The following is a 14,289-nucleotide window of genomic DNA, read 5'->3' on the forward strand; positions in this document are numbered from 1 at the left end:
TTCCTGTGTTTCGTTTTTAACAGAGGTATTTGCGGCCGGCTGCTAGACCTGCGCCTACCGGGGCTGGCGACATTTCAACCCGCATCCGTTTTCGAACCCGGCTTTGGCCGCTGGCATAATCGCCAGCGGCCTTTTCGTGCCACGCATCACGAAATCATCGAATGGTAACACGATCTCAACCAGCCTGGCGTATCGACGAATCCGTCGCGGATTTGTATTGCGTACCGCGACACCGAAAATGTCCCGCCGGCCTTTGTGCGCCGCGCGGGCCTTTTTCGCCGGGACAGATTTCATGCCGAGCGCAATTGAGCAGATTGTCGACAGCTATGTGCGGCTGAAGAACCGGCGCGGGCTCGATCAGCTGATGATGCACAGACAGCGGCTCGCGGTCGATCTGAAGAGCAGGTCCGGCTATGATTTCAGCCTGCCGATCGGCCAGATCGACGAGGAGATCGCGATCATCGAGGCCGGCCTTGGCCGGCTCAAGGCGGAAAATTCCAACCCGGTCTAGCGGGGGCGGCGAGGCGGGCTCCCGCGCGGAGTGGGGACGACGCATCGTCGCAGGCCGAAAACCGGTTCATGCATGGTTCAGGCCGGCCATGTCTCAATCCCCGGGTTGTTTCGTGGGACACGAATCCTGCTAGGCTTGTCCCCGTGATTTGGAGGAGACGTCATGATCGAGCTTGCGCTGGCCGGCCTGCTTGCATTCGCAACCGTGCCTGCGGCATCGCCGGAGCCCATGGTGCAGCAAGTTCAGTTCAGGGGTGGTCCGGGCGGACAATGTCCGCACGGCTATGATTACAACCACTCGAACGGCCGCTGCTATCCCAACGACTATCATTCGCCGGGTGTCTATACCCGGGATCCAGGGCCAGGCGAATACTACGGACGACGACGCGGCGGCGGCCTCTGTCCGCACGGCTACGACTACAATTACTCGAACGGCAGCTGCTATCCGAACGGGGCGCACGGGCCCGGCGCTTACGGGCGTCCCGAAGCCTACGGCGGACGACGCGGCGGACTCTGCCCGGACGGCTACGATTACAACTATTCGAGCGGACAGTGCTATCCGAACCGCGCACGCGCGCCCGGCATGTACGGGCGGTAATCGATCGCCGTACTGAGGCGGGCGCTCAGTCGCGCCGGCCGCCGTCGATCACCGTGAATAGCGGCCGAGCCGGGGTCGGCTCGACCAGCAATTCCTCCACCAGCGCGGTGGCTGCATCGACATATTTGCGTGTCGGCTTGTCGAGAGGGCGCTTGGCCTCGTCGTCGAGCGCGATCTTTGCGGCCTCGACAAGCTTGCGCATGCGCGCCGCATGCTCGTCGCCCGCCGTCAGCGTCGCGCGCGCCAATGAGCGCAGCACGAACAGCTCGCCCTCGAGACGGAGCAGGCGGTCGTTGAGCCTGGTAAGGACGGCGTTGAGGTCGGCCATGTCTGCTGTTCGGCGCGAAGGATCCGTCCTGATCTAGCGGCGATCGGTGAACGGAGTCCAAACGGTACCGGTGCAATTCGGCCGATCCTCCGGTCCGTCCAGGATGACTGGCACGGCGCAATCAGAGATTGGACAGCCTACCACTCGACGTCGGCCCAGCGCTTGCCGAACACGGGCGGCCGTGTCTTCACGGCTTGCCAGCCGAAGAAATGATGCTTGCCGGACCAGGCATGCACCACGCCGCTACAGATGCTGCATTTGAAGCTGCCGGTGTGGGCTTCGCTGTGCTCTTCCCTGGTCGCGGTGTAATTCATGCCGCAACCTGCACAGGAGAATTCTTCGATCGTCCAGATGCTGTTGGCCATTTGATGGAATGCTTTTTGTTGACCTCGACCCAAGGTAGTCACGGGCGTTTGCAACGGCGTAAACCGGGGCAGGGAAATCCGGTTAACGGGCGTTAGCCAAGCCCGGCCGCCGTCGCGGGCTGCGCAGCCGGATCAGCTGCCGTTTCGCATGTCCCGGTCGATGCGCATCTGCACTCGCCTGATTGCGAGCTGCCGCAGCCTGCCTTGCACCCGTCCGGAGCGGACCCTGCCGCCGATCGCATAGGCATATTGCCAATAGCCCGGCGCGGCGTTCGGCCTCAGGGAATAGCGGATACCGCGGTGCATTCCCGCGCGTGCATCGGATTCTCCGGGAGGGTCTGTCATCGTCTTTCGAATGCGGGATGGCCCCGATGTGTTCCTAATCGTGGGCCCCGGCAGTTCCGGTCGCCTTGACGGCGGATGCGTTGCTGGCAATAACGGCTAGACCTCGCAAGCACCGGAAGTTGCGTTCATGCCGCAAGGAAAGCAGTGCCCGTGAAAAGTCTCCGTCAGCTCCTGACGGGAGAGGATGTCATCCAGCTCGTGATCCGGCTCGGCCTGCTCGCCCTGCTGATCATCTGGACCTTCCTGATCATCCGCCCGTTCGTGCCGATCCTGGCCTGGAGCGGCGTGCTCGCGGTCGCGTTCTATCCGGCCTTCAGCTGGGTCGCAAAAATCCTCGGCGGCCGGCCCAAGACGGCAGCAGTGATCCTGACCCTGATCACGCTCGGCATCGTCATCGGCCCGGCGACCTGGCTCGGCATCAGCGCGGTAGACGGCGTGCGTGAGCTGGCGCATCAGCTCGGCACCGGCGATCTGGCGCTTCAGGCTGCGCCCGAACAGCTCAAATCGTGGCCGCTGGTCGGCCCCTTGCTTTACGAGCTCTGGGACCAGGCCTACACCAACGTCCGCGCGGTGGTACGCGAGGTGGCGCCGTATCTGCAGCCGCTGGCGGGACCGCTGCTTTCGCTCGCCGGCGATGCCGGCGTCGGCACGCTCCAGTTCCTGGTGTCGGTGTTCGTGGCGGGCTTCTTGTTTCCACATGGGCCGCGGCTGGTCGCGGCCAGCCGCGGTTTCCTGTTTCGCATCGTGCCCGAGCAGACCGAGCATTTCCTGTCGCTCGCGGGTGCGACCATCCGCGCCGTGGCGCAGGGCGTGATCGGCGTCGCGATCGTGCAGGCGCTGCTCGCCGGCATCGGCTTCAAGCTTGCGGCGGTGCCGAGCGCCGGCCTTCTCGCCTTCATCGTGCTGCTGCTCTCGATCGTGCAGATCGGCGCCTTCCTCGTGCTGCTGCCTGTCATCATCTGGATCTGGACCGCCAAGGACGTCACCACGGCGCTGCTGCTCACCGTGTTTCTCGTCGTCGTCGGCTTCCTCGACACCATGTTGAAGCCGCTCGTGATGGGACGCGGCCTGACCACGCCGACCATCGTGATCTTCGTCGGCGTCATCGGTGGCACGCTGGCCCATGGCATCGTCGGCCTGTTTATCGGGCCAATCATCCTGTCGGTGGCCTGGGAGATGATGATGGCCTGGATCAGGACGGAGGATCGGGCGGGGGCGTCCGAGGGCTGATCTCGCCTCGAACGGCGCGATCCTTCCGCCGTGTCGCGCCAGGACCCGAGGGATCGCGGCCTGTGATCAAAACGGGCCGGGAACTTGTCTGTTCGACTAGACAAGTTACGATCGGGACGATTCTGGTTTCAATGACGGCAGCAATGGCGAAGTCTTCCAAACTGGTTGCCGCCCGGCGCGGCAAGGTCTTGTTGGTCAGACGCCGGTCAGACGGCCTGTGGATGTTCCCGGGCGGTCGCAAGCGCGCGCGCGAGTCCGACAAGGACTGCCTGCGGCGTGAGATCAGGGAAGAGCTGCCCAAGCTGAAGCTTGGCAGGATCAGCCTCTGGAAGGAAGTGACGGCGAGGAACAAGCGTTCCGGTCGCAAGATGAGCGACGCGATCTTCATTGCCAAGACCGCCAAAGGCAGGCTGGCGATCGGCGACAAGAAGGAGATCGACCGTGCCGCCTGGCAGAAGCCGCGCGGCATCCGTCTGACGCCGACCTCGCGCTATATCCGCGACCGCCTGTTTCCGAGGAAGCAGAGGCGACGGTGAGCTAGGCTAGTCCTCGCGTCCCGCTGATCGCGTTCGTCCGGCGAACCTCCTCGACTGCGCTCCCTGCGGTTCGGGCGCAGCAAGCTTCGCGGCCTCGGCCTCGCGCATCTCCTTGCGGACCTTGCGCGCATCGCGCATCGCGCGCTTGACGAAGGGATGTTGGGAATCCTCGGCGAAGAACAGCACCACTTCGCAGCTCGGACATTGCCTCGAATAGCCGTCTTGCAACCGCCCGGCGCGATCGCGAAACACGTTCTTGCACCGCGTGCACTGAATCTGGACTGAACTCATGCGCGCACAACAATGACTTTGGGAAATGGATCGTCAGCTGATCCCAAATGTCTGAAGAAAGCTTGAATGCCTTGGTGGCGGAATGCTCGCAGACCGCGCGGGCAAGCGCCATCGGCCGGCGGTGGAAGAGGCCGGTTGGAACAGCCGGGCAGTCGCTATTGCTTGGCCGCCATCGTGTCCAGGCACTGATTGAGAAAGGCGGTGCGATCCCTCGGGAGCACTTTCTCGAGGTCCGCCTTCAGCGCGCATTCGCGCTGGCGCAACTGCTCGGCCCGGCGCTTCTCGGCCGCCTCGCGGAATTCGGGAGCAACCTTGTTGGGATCGACCAGCGGCTGAGAGCGTGCGGGAGCCGTCGCAAGCAGTGCAATGGCGGCGATGAAAATGACTGGTTTCAAATGAGCCTCCGTAAAATGAGGCATCCTAGCGCGCGACGGGTGCGCGCTCAAACCGGGAAATGCGGTACTCCGTTCCGGCGTGATGCCGCGCGGGCGAACCTCCGCCGGCGACTTTGGAACGACTTGGCACGGCAAACGTCGAATCCTGGCTCCCGGCCCATCCCCAAGCCCCAAAACCCCCAGGCCGGAAGTAAACCTTCCCCACAAAGGTTGGCGACCTCGGTCTCACCGAGGTCGTTTGTTTGGCGTGTGTGAACCAGTTCACAAGCGCGAGGTGAAATCGCTGCTATGAAGACGTCATTGCTTGACCAGTTCATTTTGCTCGAAACGCCCCAGCGTGGCTCCAAGCGCTGGGGTTTTTCGTTTCTCTCCGGGCGCAGAATGTTTACAATCGCGCCAAGCGTCGCATCGACAGACGCAGATCTCGCGCCGCGCTAGTTCCGGCCCGAGCTCGATCAACAGCCAAATTGTCGGGATCGCGGCGCCGCGCCGAACGTTGCCACCCGGCGTGCGTTCACCGGGCAAATCCCATATGCAAGGCGAGAAGTCGCCGAATCGGAATGAGGGCGGCTGGCGTTCAGTTGACGACGGCTTACGACCAGAAACGGATCCAAGTGAGGCTTACCAAAAAGGCGCGGGTGGCCAAGACGCCGCCGAAGAAGGCGTCACCGCACAAGACGTCACCGAGCAAGACGTCGCCACGCAAGGCGCTGCCAACCAAGACGTCGTCAAGGAAGAGCAAAGCGGCGCAGCGCGCTGCGATCTCGTCCTCGTCGCCGCTCGGCGTGCTGGCGCTCCATCTGCTTGCCCAATGGACGCAGTCCGGACGCAGCGGCATCGTCTTTCTCGCCGAGAACGAGAACAGGGCGGAGCGGCTCGGCAGTGTCATTCACGCGCTCGACCCCTCCTGTGAGGTCTTGGTATTTCCGCGATTGAACACCTTGCCGTTCGATCAGCTCGAGCCGTCGCACGAGCTCGCAGGGCGCAGAGCCTCCGTCCTGAGGCGCCTCGCGAAATCCAAGAAGCCGCTCTTTCTCGTCTCGACCGCCGAAGCCGTGATGGAGCGACTGCCGCTGCCGGCGAGCCTGTCGCGCCTGAGCGTGAGCCTGAAGGTGGGCGGCACGTTCTCCGAACAGGACCTCGAGACGCACCTCGAAGCGCTCGGATACGATCTCGACGACGAGCCGGATTATCCGGGTGGGGCGCTGTTCCACGGCCAGACCTTCGAGATATTTCCGGCCGGCGCGCTGGGGCCGTTCCGGATCGAGCATTCGGATCGCGCGATCAGGCGGATCGTGGCGTTCGATCCGAACGAGCACAGGATCATCTTCGAGACCAGGGAACTTGTCGTCGATCCCATGTCGGAGCGGCTTGGCCTTGCCGGCAAACGCGGCAAGCGCGCAAGCCTGTTCGACTATTGCGGACGCGCCAAATGGATCGCCGATGCGGGCGTGCCGGTGCATGCCGACGGCTGGTTCGACACGATCGAGGAGGCCGCGCCGCGTGCGGAGCGTGAGCGCGAATATCTCGGACGGCGGGACTGGAAGCAGCTCTCCCGGGGCATGAAGGTGTTGCCGCGCGCGTCGTCCTTCCAGACGGTCCCGGAGTTTTCGAAACTGACTTCCTCCAGGAAAGCGCTGCGTGCCTTCGTCGAGGAGACGCGCCGGGCCGGATCGCGACTGATCCTCGCCGCAGCGCATGAGGACGATCTGCGCGTGATGGAGCGGATGAGCGGCCTCAAGGCGCAGCGTTGCGAAGATTGGGACGACGCGGCGCGCGGGCGGAGCGGCGAGGCGGCGCTGCTGGCCGATCTCGATGCAGGCTTCGTGATGCCGGGCAAGAAGCCTCTCGTCGTCGTGACGGCGTCCGACGTGCTCGGCAGCCGGGCGCATCATCCGCAGCCGATGGCGCGCGCCTGGAGCGCGGCCTTCGATCATGCCGACGTGCCCGAGCAGGGCACGGTGGTCGTCCATCTCCAGCGCGGCCTTGGCGTGCTCGACGGCCTGCAGACCGTGAATACCGGCGGCGGCGCAATGCGGGAGATGATCCGCCTGAAATTCGCCGGCGACAATGCGGTGCTGGTGCCGCCGCCCGATCTGGCCCTGATGTGGCCTTACGCGGCCGAGCTCGGCAAGCTCTCGCTCGACAAGGCGGACGGCAGCACGTGGTGGGCGCGCCGCGGTGAGGCCGAGCGCGAAATCCAGGTCGCCGGCAAGGCGCTCGCCAAGCACATCAGCCAGCGCCGCAAGCGGCGCGGCGAAAAGCTGGTTCCGCCGGGATCGGCCTATGAGAAGTTCGTCGCGCGTTTTCCTTACTTCACGACGACCGACCAGGCCAAGGCGGTCGCCGACGTGCTGGACGATCTTGCCTCCGGCCACCCGATGGACCGGGTGATTTGCGGCGACGTCGGATTTGGCAAGACCGAGGTGGCGCTGCGTGCGGCGGCCGCCGTCGTGCTGTCCGGCAAGCAGGTGGCGATCGCAGTGCCGACGACGGTGCTGGCTCGGCAGCATGTCGCAACGTTCCAGAAGCGATTTGCGCCGTTCGGCATCGAGGTCGGAAACCTGTCGCGGGCGACCTCGGGCGCGGAGCTGCGCGAGACCAAGGAGGGACTGCGCAGCGGCCGGATCAAGGTCGTGATCGGCACGCAGGCGCTCGGTGGCAAGGATGTCAGGTTCGACGATCTCGGCCTCGTCATCATCGACGAGGAGCAGCATTTTGGTGCGGCCGAGAAGGCCAAGCTGTCCGGCCTCGCCAAGAACGTCCATGTGCTGATGATGAGCGCGACGCCGATCCCGCGTACGCTTGCCGCGGGCCTGGCTGGCTTCCGCGACCTCAGCGTGATCGCTTCGCCCCCGGTGCACCGGCTGCCGGTCGCGACCAGGATCGCGCCGCTGTCGGATGCGGCGATCGCCTCCGCGCTGCTGCGCGAGCAGCGCCGCCACGGCCAAAGTTTCCTGATCTGTCCGCGCATCCAGGATCTCGATCCCATGCTGGCGCGGGTGCAGGCCGTGGCGCCGGACTTAAGCATTGTCTGCCTGCACGGCAGGTTGGCGGCCGACGAGATCGACGACCGCATGATGAGTTTCGTTGAGGGCAGGGCCGACGTCCTGCTCGCGACCAACATCGTCGAGAGCGGCCTCGACATTCCCCGTGCCAACACCATCGTGGTGTGCTGGCCTGAAAAGTTCGGCCTCGCCCAGCTGCATCAGCTGCGCGGGCGCGTCGGCCGCGGCGGCATCCGCGCCTTCGCCCATCTGTTGACCGAGACGCAGTCCGGACAATCCGAGAAGCGGCTGGCTGTGCTCGAAGAGTTCAGCCGGCCCGGCGCGGGCTTTGCCATCAGCGAGCGCGACCTCGATCTGCGAGGCGCAGGCGATCTGTTCTCGGAGCAGCAATCCGGCCACGTCCAGGTGTTCGGGCCCGTGCTCTACAGCCACCTCCTCAAGATGGCCTCGGAGAAGCTCGACGAGGGGCAGGCGGTGTGGGTGCCCGACCTGAACCTGCCGGTCGCGGACATGCTGCCCGAGACCTATGTGCAGTCCGAGCCGGTGCGGCTCGAGCTCTATGCGCGCGCCGCAAGATGCACGGATGAGGACGACCTCGAAGACCTCGAGGAGGAAACCGCCCGCCGCTTCGGCCCATTGCCGAAGGTCGCGCGCGACTTCTTCGCCGCAGCCAGGCTCAGGCTGGAATGCAAGCGTAGAGGCATCATCCGCCTCGACGTCGGCCCTGAAGCTGCGGCCGCAACGTTCCTGCCCGGACGCCTGCGGAAGTCGAAGGGAAGATCGCTGCAACGCGACGGCGACCGCGTGGTCCATCACGCCAAGATGCAGGACGCGCCGTTCGAGCGGGTGGAGGAGCTGTTCGAGCTGCTGGACGAGGGGTGAGGGCTCGCGCGTTCGTCAGCGCGAACAACTGCGAATTCGTAGCGGAGTCCCTGTTCCACCATTATAGTTAATCGGGGCGTGGCGAAGGAGATTGTCCGATGTCACATGCCATTCCTCCGATCATTGTCGCGATTGTCGCAAGCTCGTGTCTGTTGGCCCTGGTGCAAGCAGGCGGCGCAAATGCCGGGTCGGCAGGAGCGGGCATGGGAACGGGGCCGGGTAGCGCTGGCGGCTCGGCGCCTTCTGGAATGGGGACGGGTGCGGGCAATGCAGGTCCTTCCGCACCCGCGGGGATGGGGACGAAGGACACCGCCGCCGGCGGAGATCTGGGCACCAACAGCCAACCGACCAATCCGAACGTTCAGCCCGCCACGCCCGCGAGGTCGCGGGCGGCAACTCAGGCTGCGAGAAATGCCGGGGTTGGTCACGCTCAAAATGGCCTGCCGATCGGCGCGATTGGGAGCGGCACGAGCAATGAGGATCAAAAGGCCACTGGTTCGGCGTCCTCCCAAAACAGATTACGGCCGGCAACACAGGCTCAGGGAAACACCGGAGTTGGCTCGGATGCTCTGGCAGGCAGAGGCTCGAGCCTTTCAGACCAGCGAGCCGCACGAGCTGGAGACAAGGTGCTGGATGCTAAGGCCCAGGTCGAGCGGCGAACGACTGTGTCGCGCAAACGCGGTACGAGCCCGAAAGGACCAGGTTTGTAATCTGCGAGCGGATGGAGGAGCTGTTCGGAGTGCTGGATGAGGGGAAGAGCGCATAAAAATGCGAAAACAACCCCATGCACAGTAGCTAAGTGCTGCTGGCACAAGGTGTTTTGAATCCGGCGGCAAGGCTCGTTCGCTCCGTCGGGCAAAACAGAGGCATTCTGCCAAATTCGGAAAGGCCTTTGGTCAGATGCTGACCTAGGAACGGCTGCCGTAGGGTGGGCAAAGGCGCAGAGCGCCGTGCCCACGTCTTCGTTCATTGCAGCTGAAGCATGGTGGGCACGGCGCAAGAACGCCTTTGCCCACCCTACGGCAGCTGTCAGCGTAGCGCCTCTGGTCTTCGCACGTTCCCCGTAATCGGCCGGGGGCGGCGTAGTCGGCCGCTAACGTGGAATTAATCCAAAATGCTCACAATTTTAGGCAGTTGTGTAAGGGTGCTGCGTACAAGGGGTCGTCGCGAGGGCGGTCCAGGGGCGGTTTCCTGTTGCTCGCTCACTGGGGTCAATGCAAATGACCACGACCTTCGAAATGCAAAGCTTCGCCCAAGAACTCGACGCAGTAGCACTTGCAGCCGCCGCGGCGGAGCAGGAACCCGCGGTCCAGGAAGCCCCGGTTCCGATCAAGCAGTCCAGCCGGAAATCGGTCCTGGCCCTGTCGGTGTGTGCCTTGGCCATCAACGGCGCGGCGGCCATCTACACCTCGCCGTCCGATTTTCGGTCGCTGAATGTCGGCAGCCTGGCTGAACTGCTTCCGCGCCTGGAAGCATCCGTGCCGAAGCCTGATCCGGTCGTCGCGGCCTTGAAGGACATTCAGTCGGCCCAGCAGCAACACACCGCGTTGCTGCAACAGACCAATCAGGCAACGGACCAGAACTCGGTTTTGCTGCAGCAGGATTCAATGGTGCTGCTGTCGCTGCGACAGAGCATCACGGACGAACGGGTCGACGTGAAGAAGATATCGTCGCAGCTGTCCACGCTGATCGCGAAGATCGATACGCTGCAAAATGCGATGACGTCGGACGTCACCTCGTCCATTCGAAGAGCGCATGCGCGCTACGGACTGTCCGCAGCGATGCGCAAGCGGATGGTTCGCGAAGCAAAGCCCCTCGGTCCCGTTTCGGTCGGAGGCGCGCCGCTGACTGTGCCGGCTGCGACGGCGGCTCCGGAAAGCTGACGACTGCAACTTCGGGATTGACCGAGGTCGCCCGGATTGACCGTCAGTCTGACAGTCCGTCACTTCGCGACGTGGTCGATCTTGTGCTGCAGATGCCCGGTGTCGTGATCGCGACGCAACTGGCTCAGCGACGTCTCGTTCAGCTGCAGCAGGACCTCGCTGAGCTCAGTCGTATCGGGATAGCCGGCCGCAAAACCCCTTCCGTAAATCTTGCGCAACGTGCCGACCAGCGTGTTGCCGTGCTTCTTGCTGATCGCGCCATCCTTGTCACGGTGGCGGCCATCCAGGCCGTGTTCCTTCATGGTTCGCTCCCTGTGCGGCGTCTTGAGCGCCTCGAGAGAGCCTGCTCCCAAACGAGTTGACTGGCAATGGCATGGTGCGCGGCTGTTGCGAGCTGCCTGCACCAGCGCAGGTGCCCGCGCTTCTCTCCTGCTTGTGAAGCCGCAATCGGTTGTGGTGAGCCGATCGGCGCATCAGATGACAGCGGGCGATTGCTCGATTGGAGTTGATGCGATGCGCTCTCTTCTTGCCATGGGTCTGCTGCTGGCGCTGTGCACCGCTGCAAATGCCGCGCCGGTGCATCGCGCACGCCATCCTGCGGTGGAACGCCCCCGCGCGAATGCTGGTCCGCCGGCGCGCTTTGCCGTCCCTGGCTGGAGCGACGATGCAACGCTGCGCTGGCTGAACAACGCCTCGTCAAACGTCGGCCGAGGCGGATAGCCGCGGAAACGGGCGCTGATGATGGTTCGAATGGCCCGGAAGGGCGGGGCGGCTAGGCGGCCTGCTCTTCAAACGAGGTGTAGACCCGGCCGGCGGGATCAACGACCTGAACGTCCCAGCACCCGTCCTCTGTAAGCTCTTTGGCTTTCTTGAGGGCGGCGGCGAGTGACAGCCGCTTGAGACTGACGACGCCCGCCGTGTCGAAACCGTTGATTTCAAACATGCCGTTCCTCCGGTTTTGGTGAATCCTACACGTTTCCGGCGGGTTGTCAGCGGGTTTTTGAGAGTGGCTCCCGGAGCGGCTGCAGATGCCAGGCACTAGCAGGGAGCGGTAGGAGGCACTGTCGCCGGCAGGCGTGGAGCGCGATCAGCAACTTCGGCCTCGAGTCAGTGGGATGGTGTGTCCACCCGCAGACAGGGACGGCACTGGCAGGCCTGTACTGCGGGAAGCGTGAAGATTGCAGGCAGCGTGGCCAAAAACGTCATCGGCCGTCTGCACTTGGAGCAGATCAGAACGGGCGGGCTGTCTTTCGCTACGCAGATCATCGTCAAAATGCCTGGAGGGGAAGGGCGCAATAGGCAGATGTTGCGTGGAGTTCATCTCGGGGCGACTACTGGGCTCTATCGGAAATTGGGCGGTTTCTTTGCGATAAGAGTGCCGTTCGGGAGACCGGTCGCGGTGGCGCTGCTTGCAACGAACGATGGGATTCGAAAGTGCTCAACCCATTCTACGTGCTACATGGGCAAGGTCGCGAATGGGGGACTGAGACCACTTTGGCTTTGACGAGATCGCCATCGTGGTTGGACATTCGAGAAGCGTGTCTTGCCGCTACGCCAACGAAACTTCGGCCGCACGTCCTCGCCTTCATTAACTTTTGGCTGAAGCAACATATGTTGGTGCCGGAACAGCGCCGGGAGATTTTAGTCCGATTGCATCATTGTCCCGATTGGTCCAGCGACGGGCCAATCCAAGTTTCTTCGAAGCTTGGTTGGGGGCTTGCACGACATGCGAGAACATCATGGTCAAGCGGTTGACGCCGCTGTGCTGCTGCGTGAACGCCTGGAACAGCTCACGTCTCAATTATTCGAATTGGAAAGTCTTCGCTCCCGCGTGCTTGAGGCGGGGCGGCGCGCACAGATCACCGCCGATCCCGATACGCTGACAACGCGGGGAACAGCGTTCCGTGATCCACGTCAACAACGGGCCCCCGTCAGCCCTTCGCAATCATCCCGGCCATGACTCCGAACGACGAACCACCGGCCCCGCCGAGACCAAAGCCCGCGCGCGACACGCGGCGCATGGACGAGGCCTTGGCTAACCTCGAAGCGTATGCGGACGATCTGCGGGAGCTGATCAGGAAGCTCCGGAGGCGATTGCATTGACGGTCCGTTGCCCCGGACGCTGCCGAACTTGGGCCCGGCCGGAGGCTCACAACGCACCTACGTGCTGCAGACCCCGAAAGCTGAAGACAAGTCGAGCAAATCAGTTGGACGATGTCCGCAAAAAGTGGCCCGCGGGATTCGCGGCGCGCCTTTTTAGGGCCGAGTCGGGGCAGTCGCAGTCTTCCGCTCAAGCATAGCCATTTCAACTTGGTCAGCCAGGACCGTGAGGTGGCTTGCAAGCCGGTCGAACACTTCGCGCTTGCCTGGATCGGTTGCCAAATCGCGGATCAGGGCGCATTCGGCCGCATCTTTCCGGAGCTTCTCGATCTGGGCCAGATAATCCTTCATTGGGCCATTGCTCCGTTCCCCGCAAATGGAACGTACAGGCAATGTACGAAAGCGAACAGAAGTGATTGCCGCTTTTTCCTAGTCTACGGTGGCTTGGCCTTCCCCAAAGGTCCAAGCACCTCCAGCGGCCCCGGCCTCCCCACCCCAGAAGCCCCCCACCGCCGGGGCCGTCACTGGCGATAGCCCGACCGATCGATCGTATCCCGGGAAGTTGATCTTCTCCGCGTTCGCGATATGGGGGCCTTGAGCCATTTTGCAGCGGACGCGCTGCGACGATGCGCGGCACTTTCAATGGGAACTGTCCCCTCGCCACCGCATTTCCGATCGCATAGTTTTCCCGGTTGTCTCGGTCGGTCTTTGAGTGGCCCAAGGGGCGTACAATGGGCATTGGTGATCACACCGCTGTGCTGAAACAGCGTTTCGACGAGCTCGCTTCCGGGCTCTCCGAGTTGGAAAATTTGCGCTCCCGCGTGATCGCGGCCGAGCAAATGCAGAAGATGCGTAGCGCCGACCGCAAACCGGCCGCACCAATCCACCGGACTGCTAAACCCAAATCATCGTCGGCAAAATCCGATCGGCCAAAGAGGCGCCTGGCGCGGCCGCCCAGCGTCGGGCAATGACGTCGACGCCGGGCTACCGGCAATGCCAATGCCGGCTAGATTTTGGCAACCGTCATCAGCATTCGAGCGTGGCCGAAATACTCAACTAGTGAACTACGCGAAGAAAATAGTAGCCGACGCCGCCGATGACGAGCACCGTGGGGACGGCCCAGAGTATGAATACCGGCATGTCTACCTCCTCCAGTTACCTCCGGTAGCGGGATAACTTGGCAGAGATGGTGCCGTTCCAGCCTTCTAGGGGCGGGACCGATCTTCGCGTTGCACGGCTTGAGCTTCGTGAGATTCAGATCAGCGCGTTGAGCACTTGCGAAACCCATCGCAGGCAAGTCGGTCGGTCACTTCGCGGGCTTTTGAGGATTGCTCCGATACGATCGCGGATCGCAGCGGCGCTGATCGCAACGAGTGATGGGTTTTGCAAGAGCTCAAACCGACTTACGCGCCGAGTGCTATGCCAGCGGAATGGTGTCGACGCGCAGACAGGGGCGGCACTGGAAAGCATGGACTGCAGGCAGATTGAGGATGGCGGGAAGCGTGGCCAAAAACGTCATCGGCCGTCCGCACTTGGAGCAGATCAGAAGGGGCGGGCTGTCTTTCGCTACGCAAACCATCGCCAAGATGCCTGGAGGGGTAGGGCACAATAGGCGCATGCTGCGGGGAGTTCATCTCGGGGCGACTACTGGGGTTTATCGGAATCTGGCACTCGTTTGCGGCGACGAGCTACCAGAGCTCTATTGCGCATGAACTCGAGTGCGAACCATGTCGACGTCGAAATCGCGACCGGCCGTCACCGAATTGTACATTCCTCATTCCGGAGACGTCGATTGCGTTTTTAGCCTTACGCCGCGCT

The 14,289-nt window shown here is 63.3% G+C and carries 16 protein-coding genes; 8 read left to right on the forward strand and 8 right to left on the reverse strand.

Annotation, left to right across the window (positions count from 1 at the left end):
• Positions 1–292 precede the first annotated feature (292 nt).
• Both GGD67_RS25480 and GGD67_RS25485 read left to right on the forward strand, forming a co-directional pair.
• Positions 293–511, forward strand: coding sequence for a hypothetical protein (locus GGD67_RS25480; protein WP_026201937.1), 219 nt, complete (start codon positions 293–295; stop codon positions 509–511).
• Positions 512–673: 162 nt separating this feature from the next.
• Positions 674–1,108: a hypothetical protein gene (locus tag GGD67_RS25485; RefSeq protein ID WP_018317939.1), complete on the forward strand. Its 435-nt coding sequence runs from the start codon at positions 674–676 to the stop codon at positions 1,106–1,108.
• A gap of 25 nt (positions 1,109–1,133) precedes the next feature.
• Here GGD67_RS25485 and GGD67_RS25490 read toward each other — a convergent pair whose 3' ends face one another.
• The 3 genes from GGD67_RS25490 to GGD67_RS25500 form a co-directional block, all read right to left on the reverse strand.
• Entirely contained in the window at positions 1,134–1,436 is a 303-nt protein-coding gene (locus tag GGD67_RS25490) for a hypothetical protein (protein ID WP_179736645.1), read from the reverse strand.
• Between the two features lie 137 nt (positions 1,437–1,573).
• Entirely contained in the window at positions 1,574–1,801 is a 228-nt protein-coding gene (locus tag GGD67_RS25495; protein WP_018317941.1) for a hypothetical protein, read from the reverse strand.
• 132 nt (positions 1,802–1,933) lie between these two features.
• The gene (locus GGD67_RS25500) at positions 1,934–2,146 is read right to left on the reverse strand and encodes a hypothetical protein (protein WP_026201938.1); all 213 of its coding nucleotides are present in this window, start codon (positions 2,144–2,146) and stop codon (positions 1,934–1,936) included.
• A gap of 150 nt (positions 2,147–2,296) precedes the next feature.
• Here GGD67_RS25500 and GGD67_RS25505 point away from each other — a divergent pair, with 150 nt between their 5' ends.
• On the forward strand, positions 2,297–3,376 hold the full coding sequence (locus tag GGD67_RS25505; RefSeq protein WP_018317943.1) for an AI-2E family transporter: 1,080 nt from the start codon (positions 2,297–2,299) through the stop codon (positions 3,374–3,376).
• 143 nt (positions 3,377–3,519) lie between these two features.
• A complete protein-coding gene (locus tag GGD67_RS25510; protein ID WP_018317944.1) occupies positions 3,520–3,912 on the forward strand; it encodes an NUDIX hydrolase in 393 nt (130 codons plus the stop codon).
• Between the two features lie 6 nt (positions 3,913–3,918).
• On the opposite strand, the gene GGD67_RS25515 is transcribed toward GGD67_RS25510, so the two are convergent.
• Together GGD67_RS25515 and GGD67_RS25520 are read right to left on the reverse strand one after the other, a co-directional pair.
• Positions 3,919–4,203 carry a hypothetical protein gene (locus GGD67_RS25515; protein WP_092257955.1) on the reverse strand — a complete coding sequence of 95 codons (285 nt, stop codon included), beginning with the start codon at positions 4,201–4,203 and terminating at the stop codon, positions 3,919–3,921.
• A 155-nt stretch (positions 4,204–4,358) separates the two neighbouring features.
• Positions 4,359–4,598 carry a hypothetical protein gene (locus GGD67_RS25520; RefSeq protein WP_018317945.1) on the reverse strand — a complete coding sequence of 80 codons (240 nt, stop codon included), beginning with the start codon at positions 4,596–4,598 and terminating at the stop codon, positions 4,359–4,361.
• Between the two features lie 785 nt (positions 4,599–5,383).
• Between GGD67_RS25520 and GGD67_RS25525 the strand changes: the two genes are divergently transcribed.
• Positions 5,384–8,488 (forward strand): DEAD/DEAH box helicase, encoded by a 3,105-nt coding sequence (locus GGD67_RS25525; RefSeq protein ID WP_179736796.1) that lies wholly within the window; start codon positions 5,384–5,386, stop codon positions 8,486–8,488.
• 1,214 nt (positions 8,489–9,702) lie between these two features.
• Positions 9,703–10,371, forward strand: a complete 669-nt coding sequence (locus GGD67_RS25530; RefSeq protein ID WP_018317947.1) for a hypothetical protein — start codon at positions 9,703–9,705, stop codon at positions 10,369–10,371.
• A gap of 59 nt (positions 10,372–10,430) precedes the next feature.
• Here GGD67_RS25530 and GGD67_RS25535 read toward each other — a convergent pair whose 3' ends face one another.
• Entirely contained in the window at positions 10,431–10,673 is a 243-nt protein-coding gene (locus GGD67_RS25535) for a hypothetical protein (RefSeq protein WP_026201940.1), read from the reverse strand.
• Between the two features lie 211 nt (positions 10,674–10,884).
• Between GGD67_RS25535 and GGD67_RS25540 the strand changes: the two genes are divergently transcribed.
• Positions 10,885–11,091, forward strand: coding sequence for a hypothetical protein (locus GGD67_RS25540; protein WP_179736647.1), 207 nt, complete (start codon positions 10,885–10,887; stop codon positions 11,089–11,091).
• 52 nt (positions 11,092–11,143) lie between these two features.
• On the opposite strand, the gene GGD67_RS25545 is transcribed toward GGD67_RS25540, so the two are convergent.
• Together GGD67_RS25545 and GGD67_RS25550 are read right to left on the reverse strand one after the other, a co-directional pair.
• Complete coding sequence (locus tag GGD67_RS25545; protein WP_018317950.1) at positions 11,144–11,314, reverse strand: hypothetical protein; 171 nt, start codon at positions 11,312–11,314, stop codon at positions 11,144–11,146.
• A 1,313-nt stretch (positions 11,315–12,627) separates the two neighbouring features.
• A complete protein-coding gene (locus GGD67_RS25550; protein WP_018317951.1) occupies positions 12,628–12,822 on the reverse strand; it encodes a hypothetical protein in 195 nt (64 codons plus the stop codon).
• Between the two features lie 380 nt (positions 12,823–13,202).
• Here GGD67_RS25550 and GGD67_RS25555 point away from each other — a divergent pair, with 380 nt between their 5' ends.
• On the forward strand, positions 13,203–13,442 hold the full coding sequence (locus GGD67_RS25555) for a hypothetical protein (RefSeq protein ID WP_157644262.1): 240 nt from the start codon (positions 13,203–13,205) through the stop codon (positions 13,440–13,442).
• Positions 13,443–14,289 lie beyond the last annotated feature (847 nt).

The organism is Bradyrhizobium sp. IAR9 (assembly GCF_013408065.1).
Classification (GTDB): Bacteria; Pseudomonadota; Alphaproteobacteria; order Rhizobiales; family Xanthobacteraceae; genus Bradyrhizobium.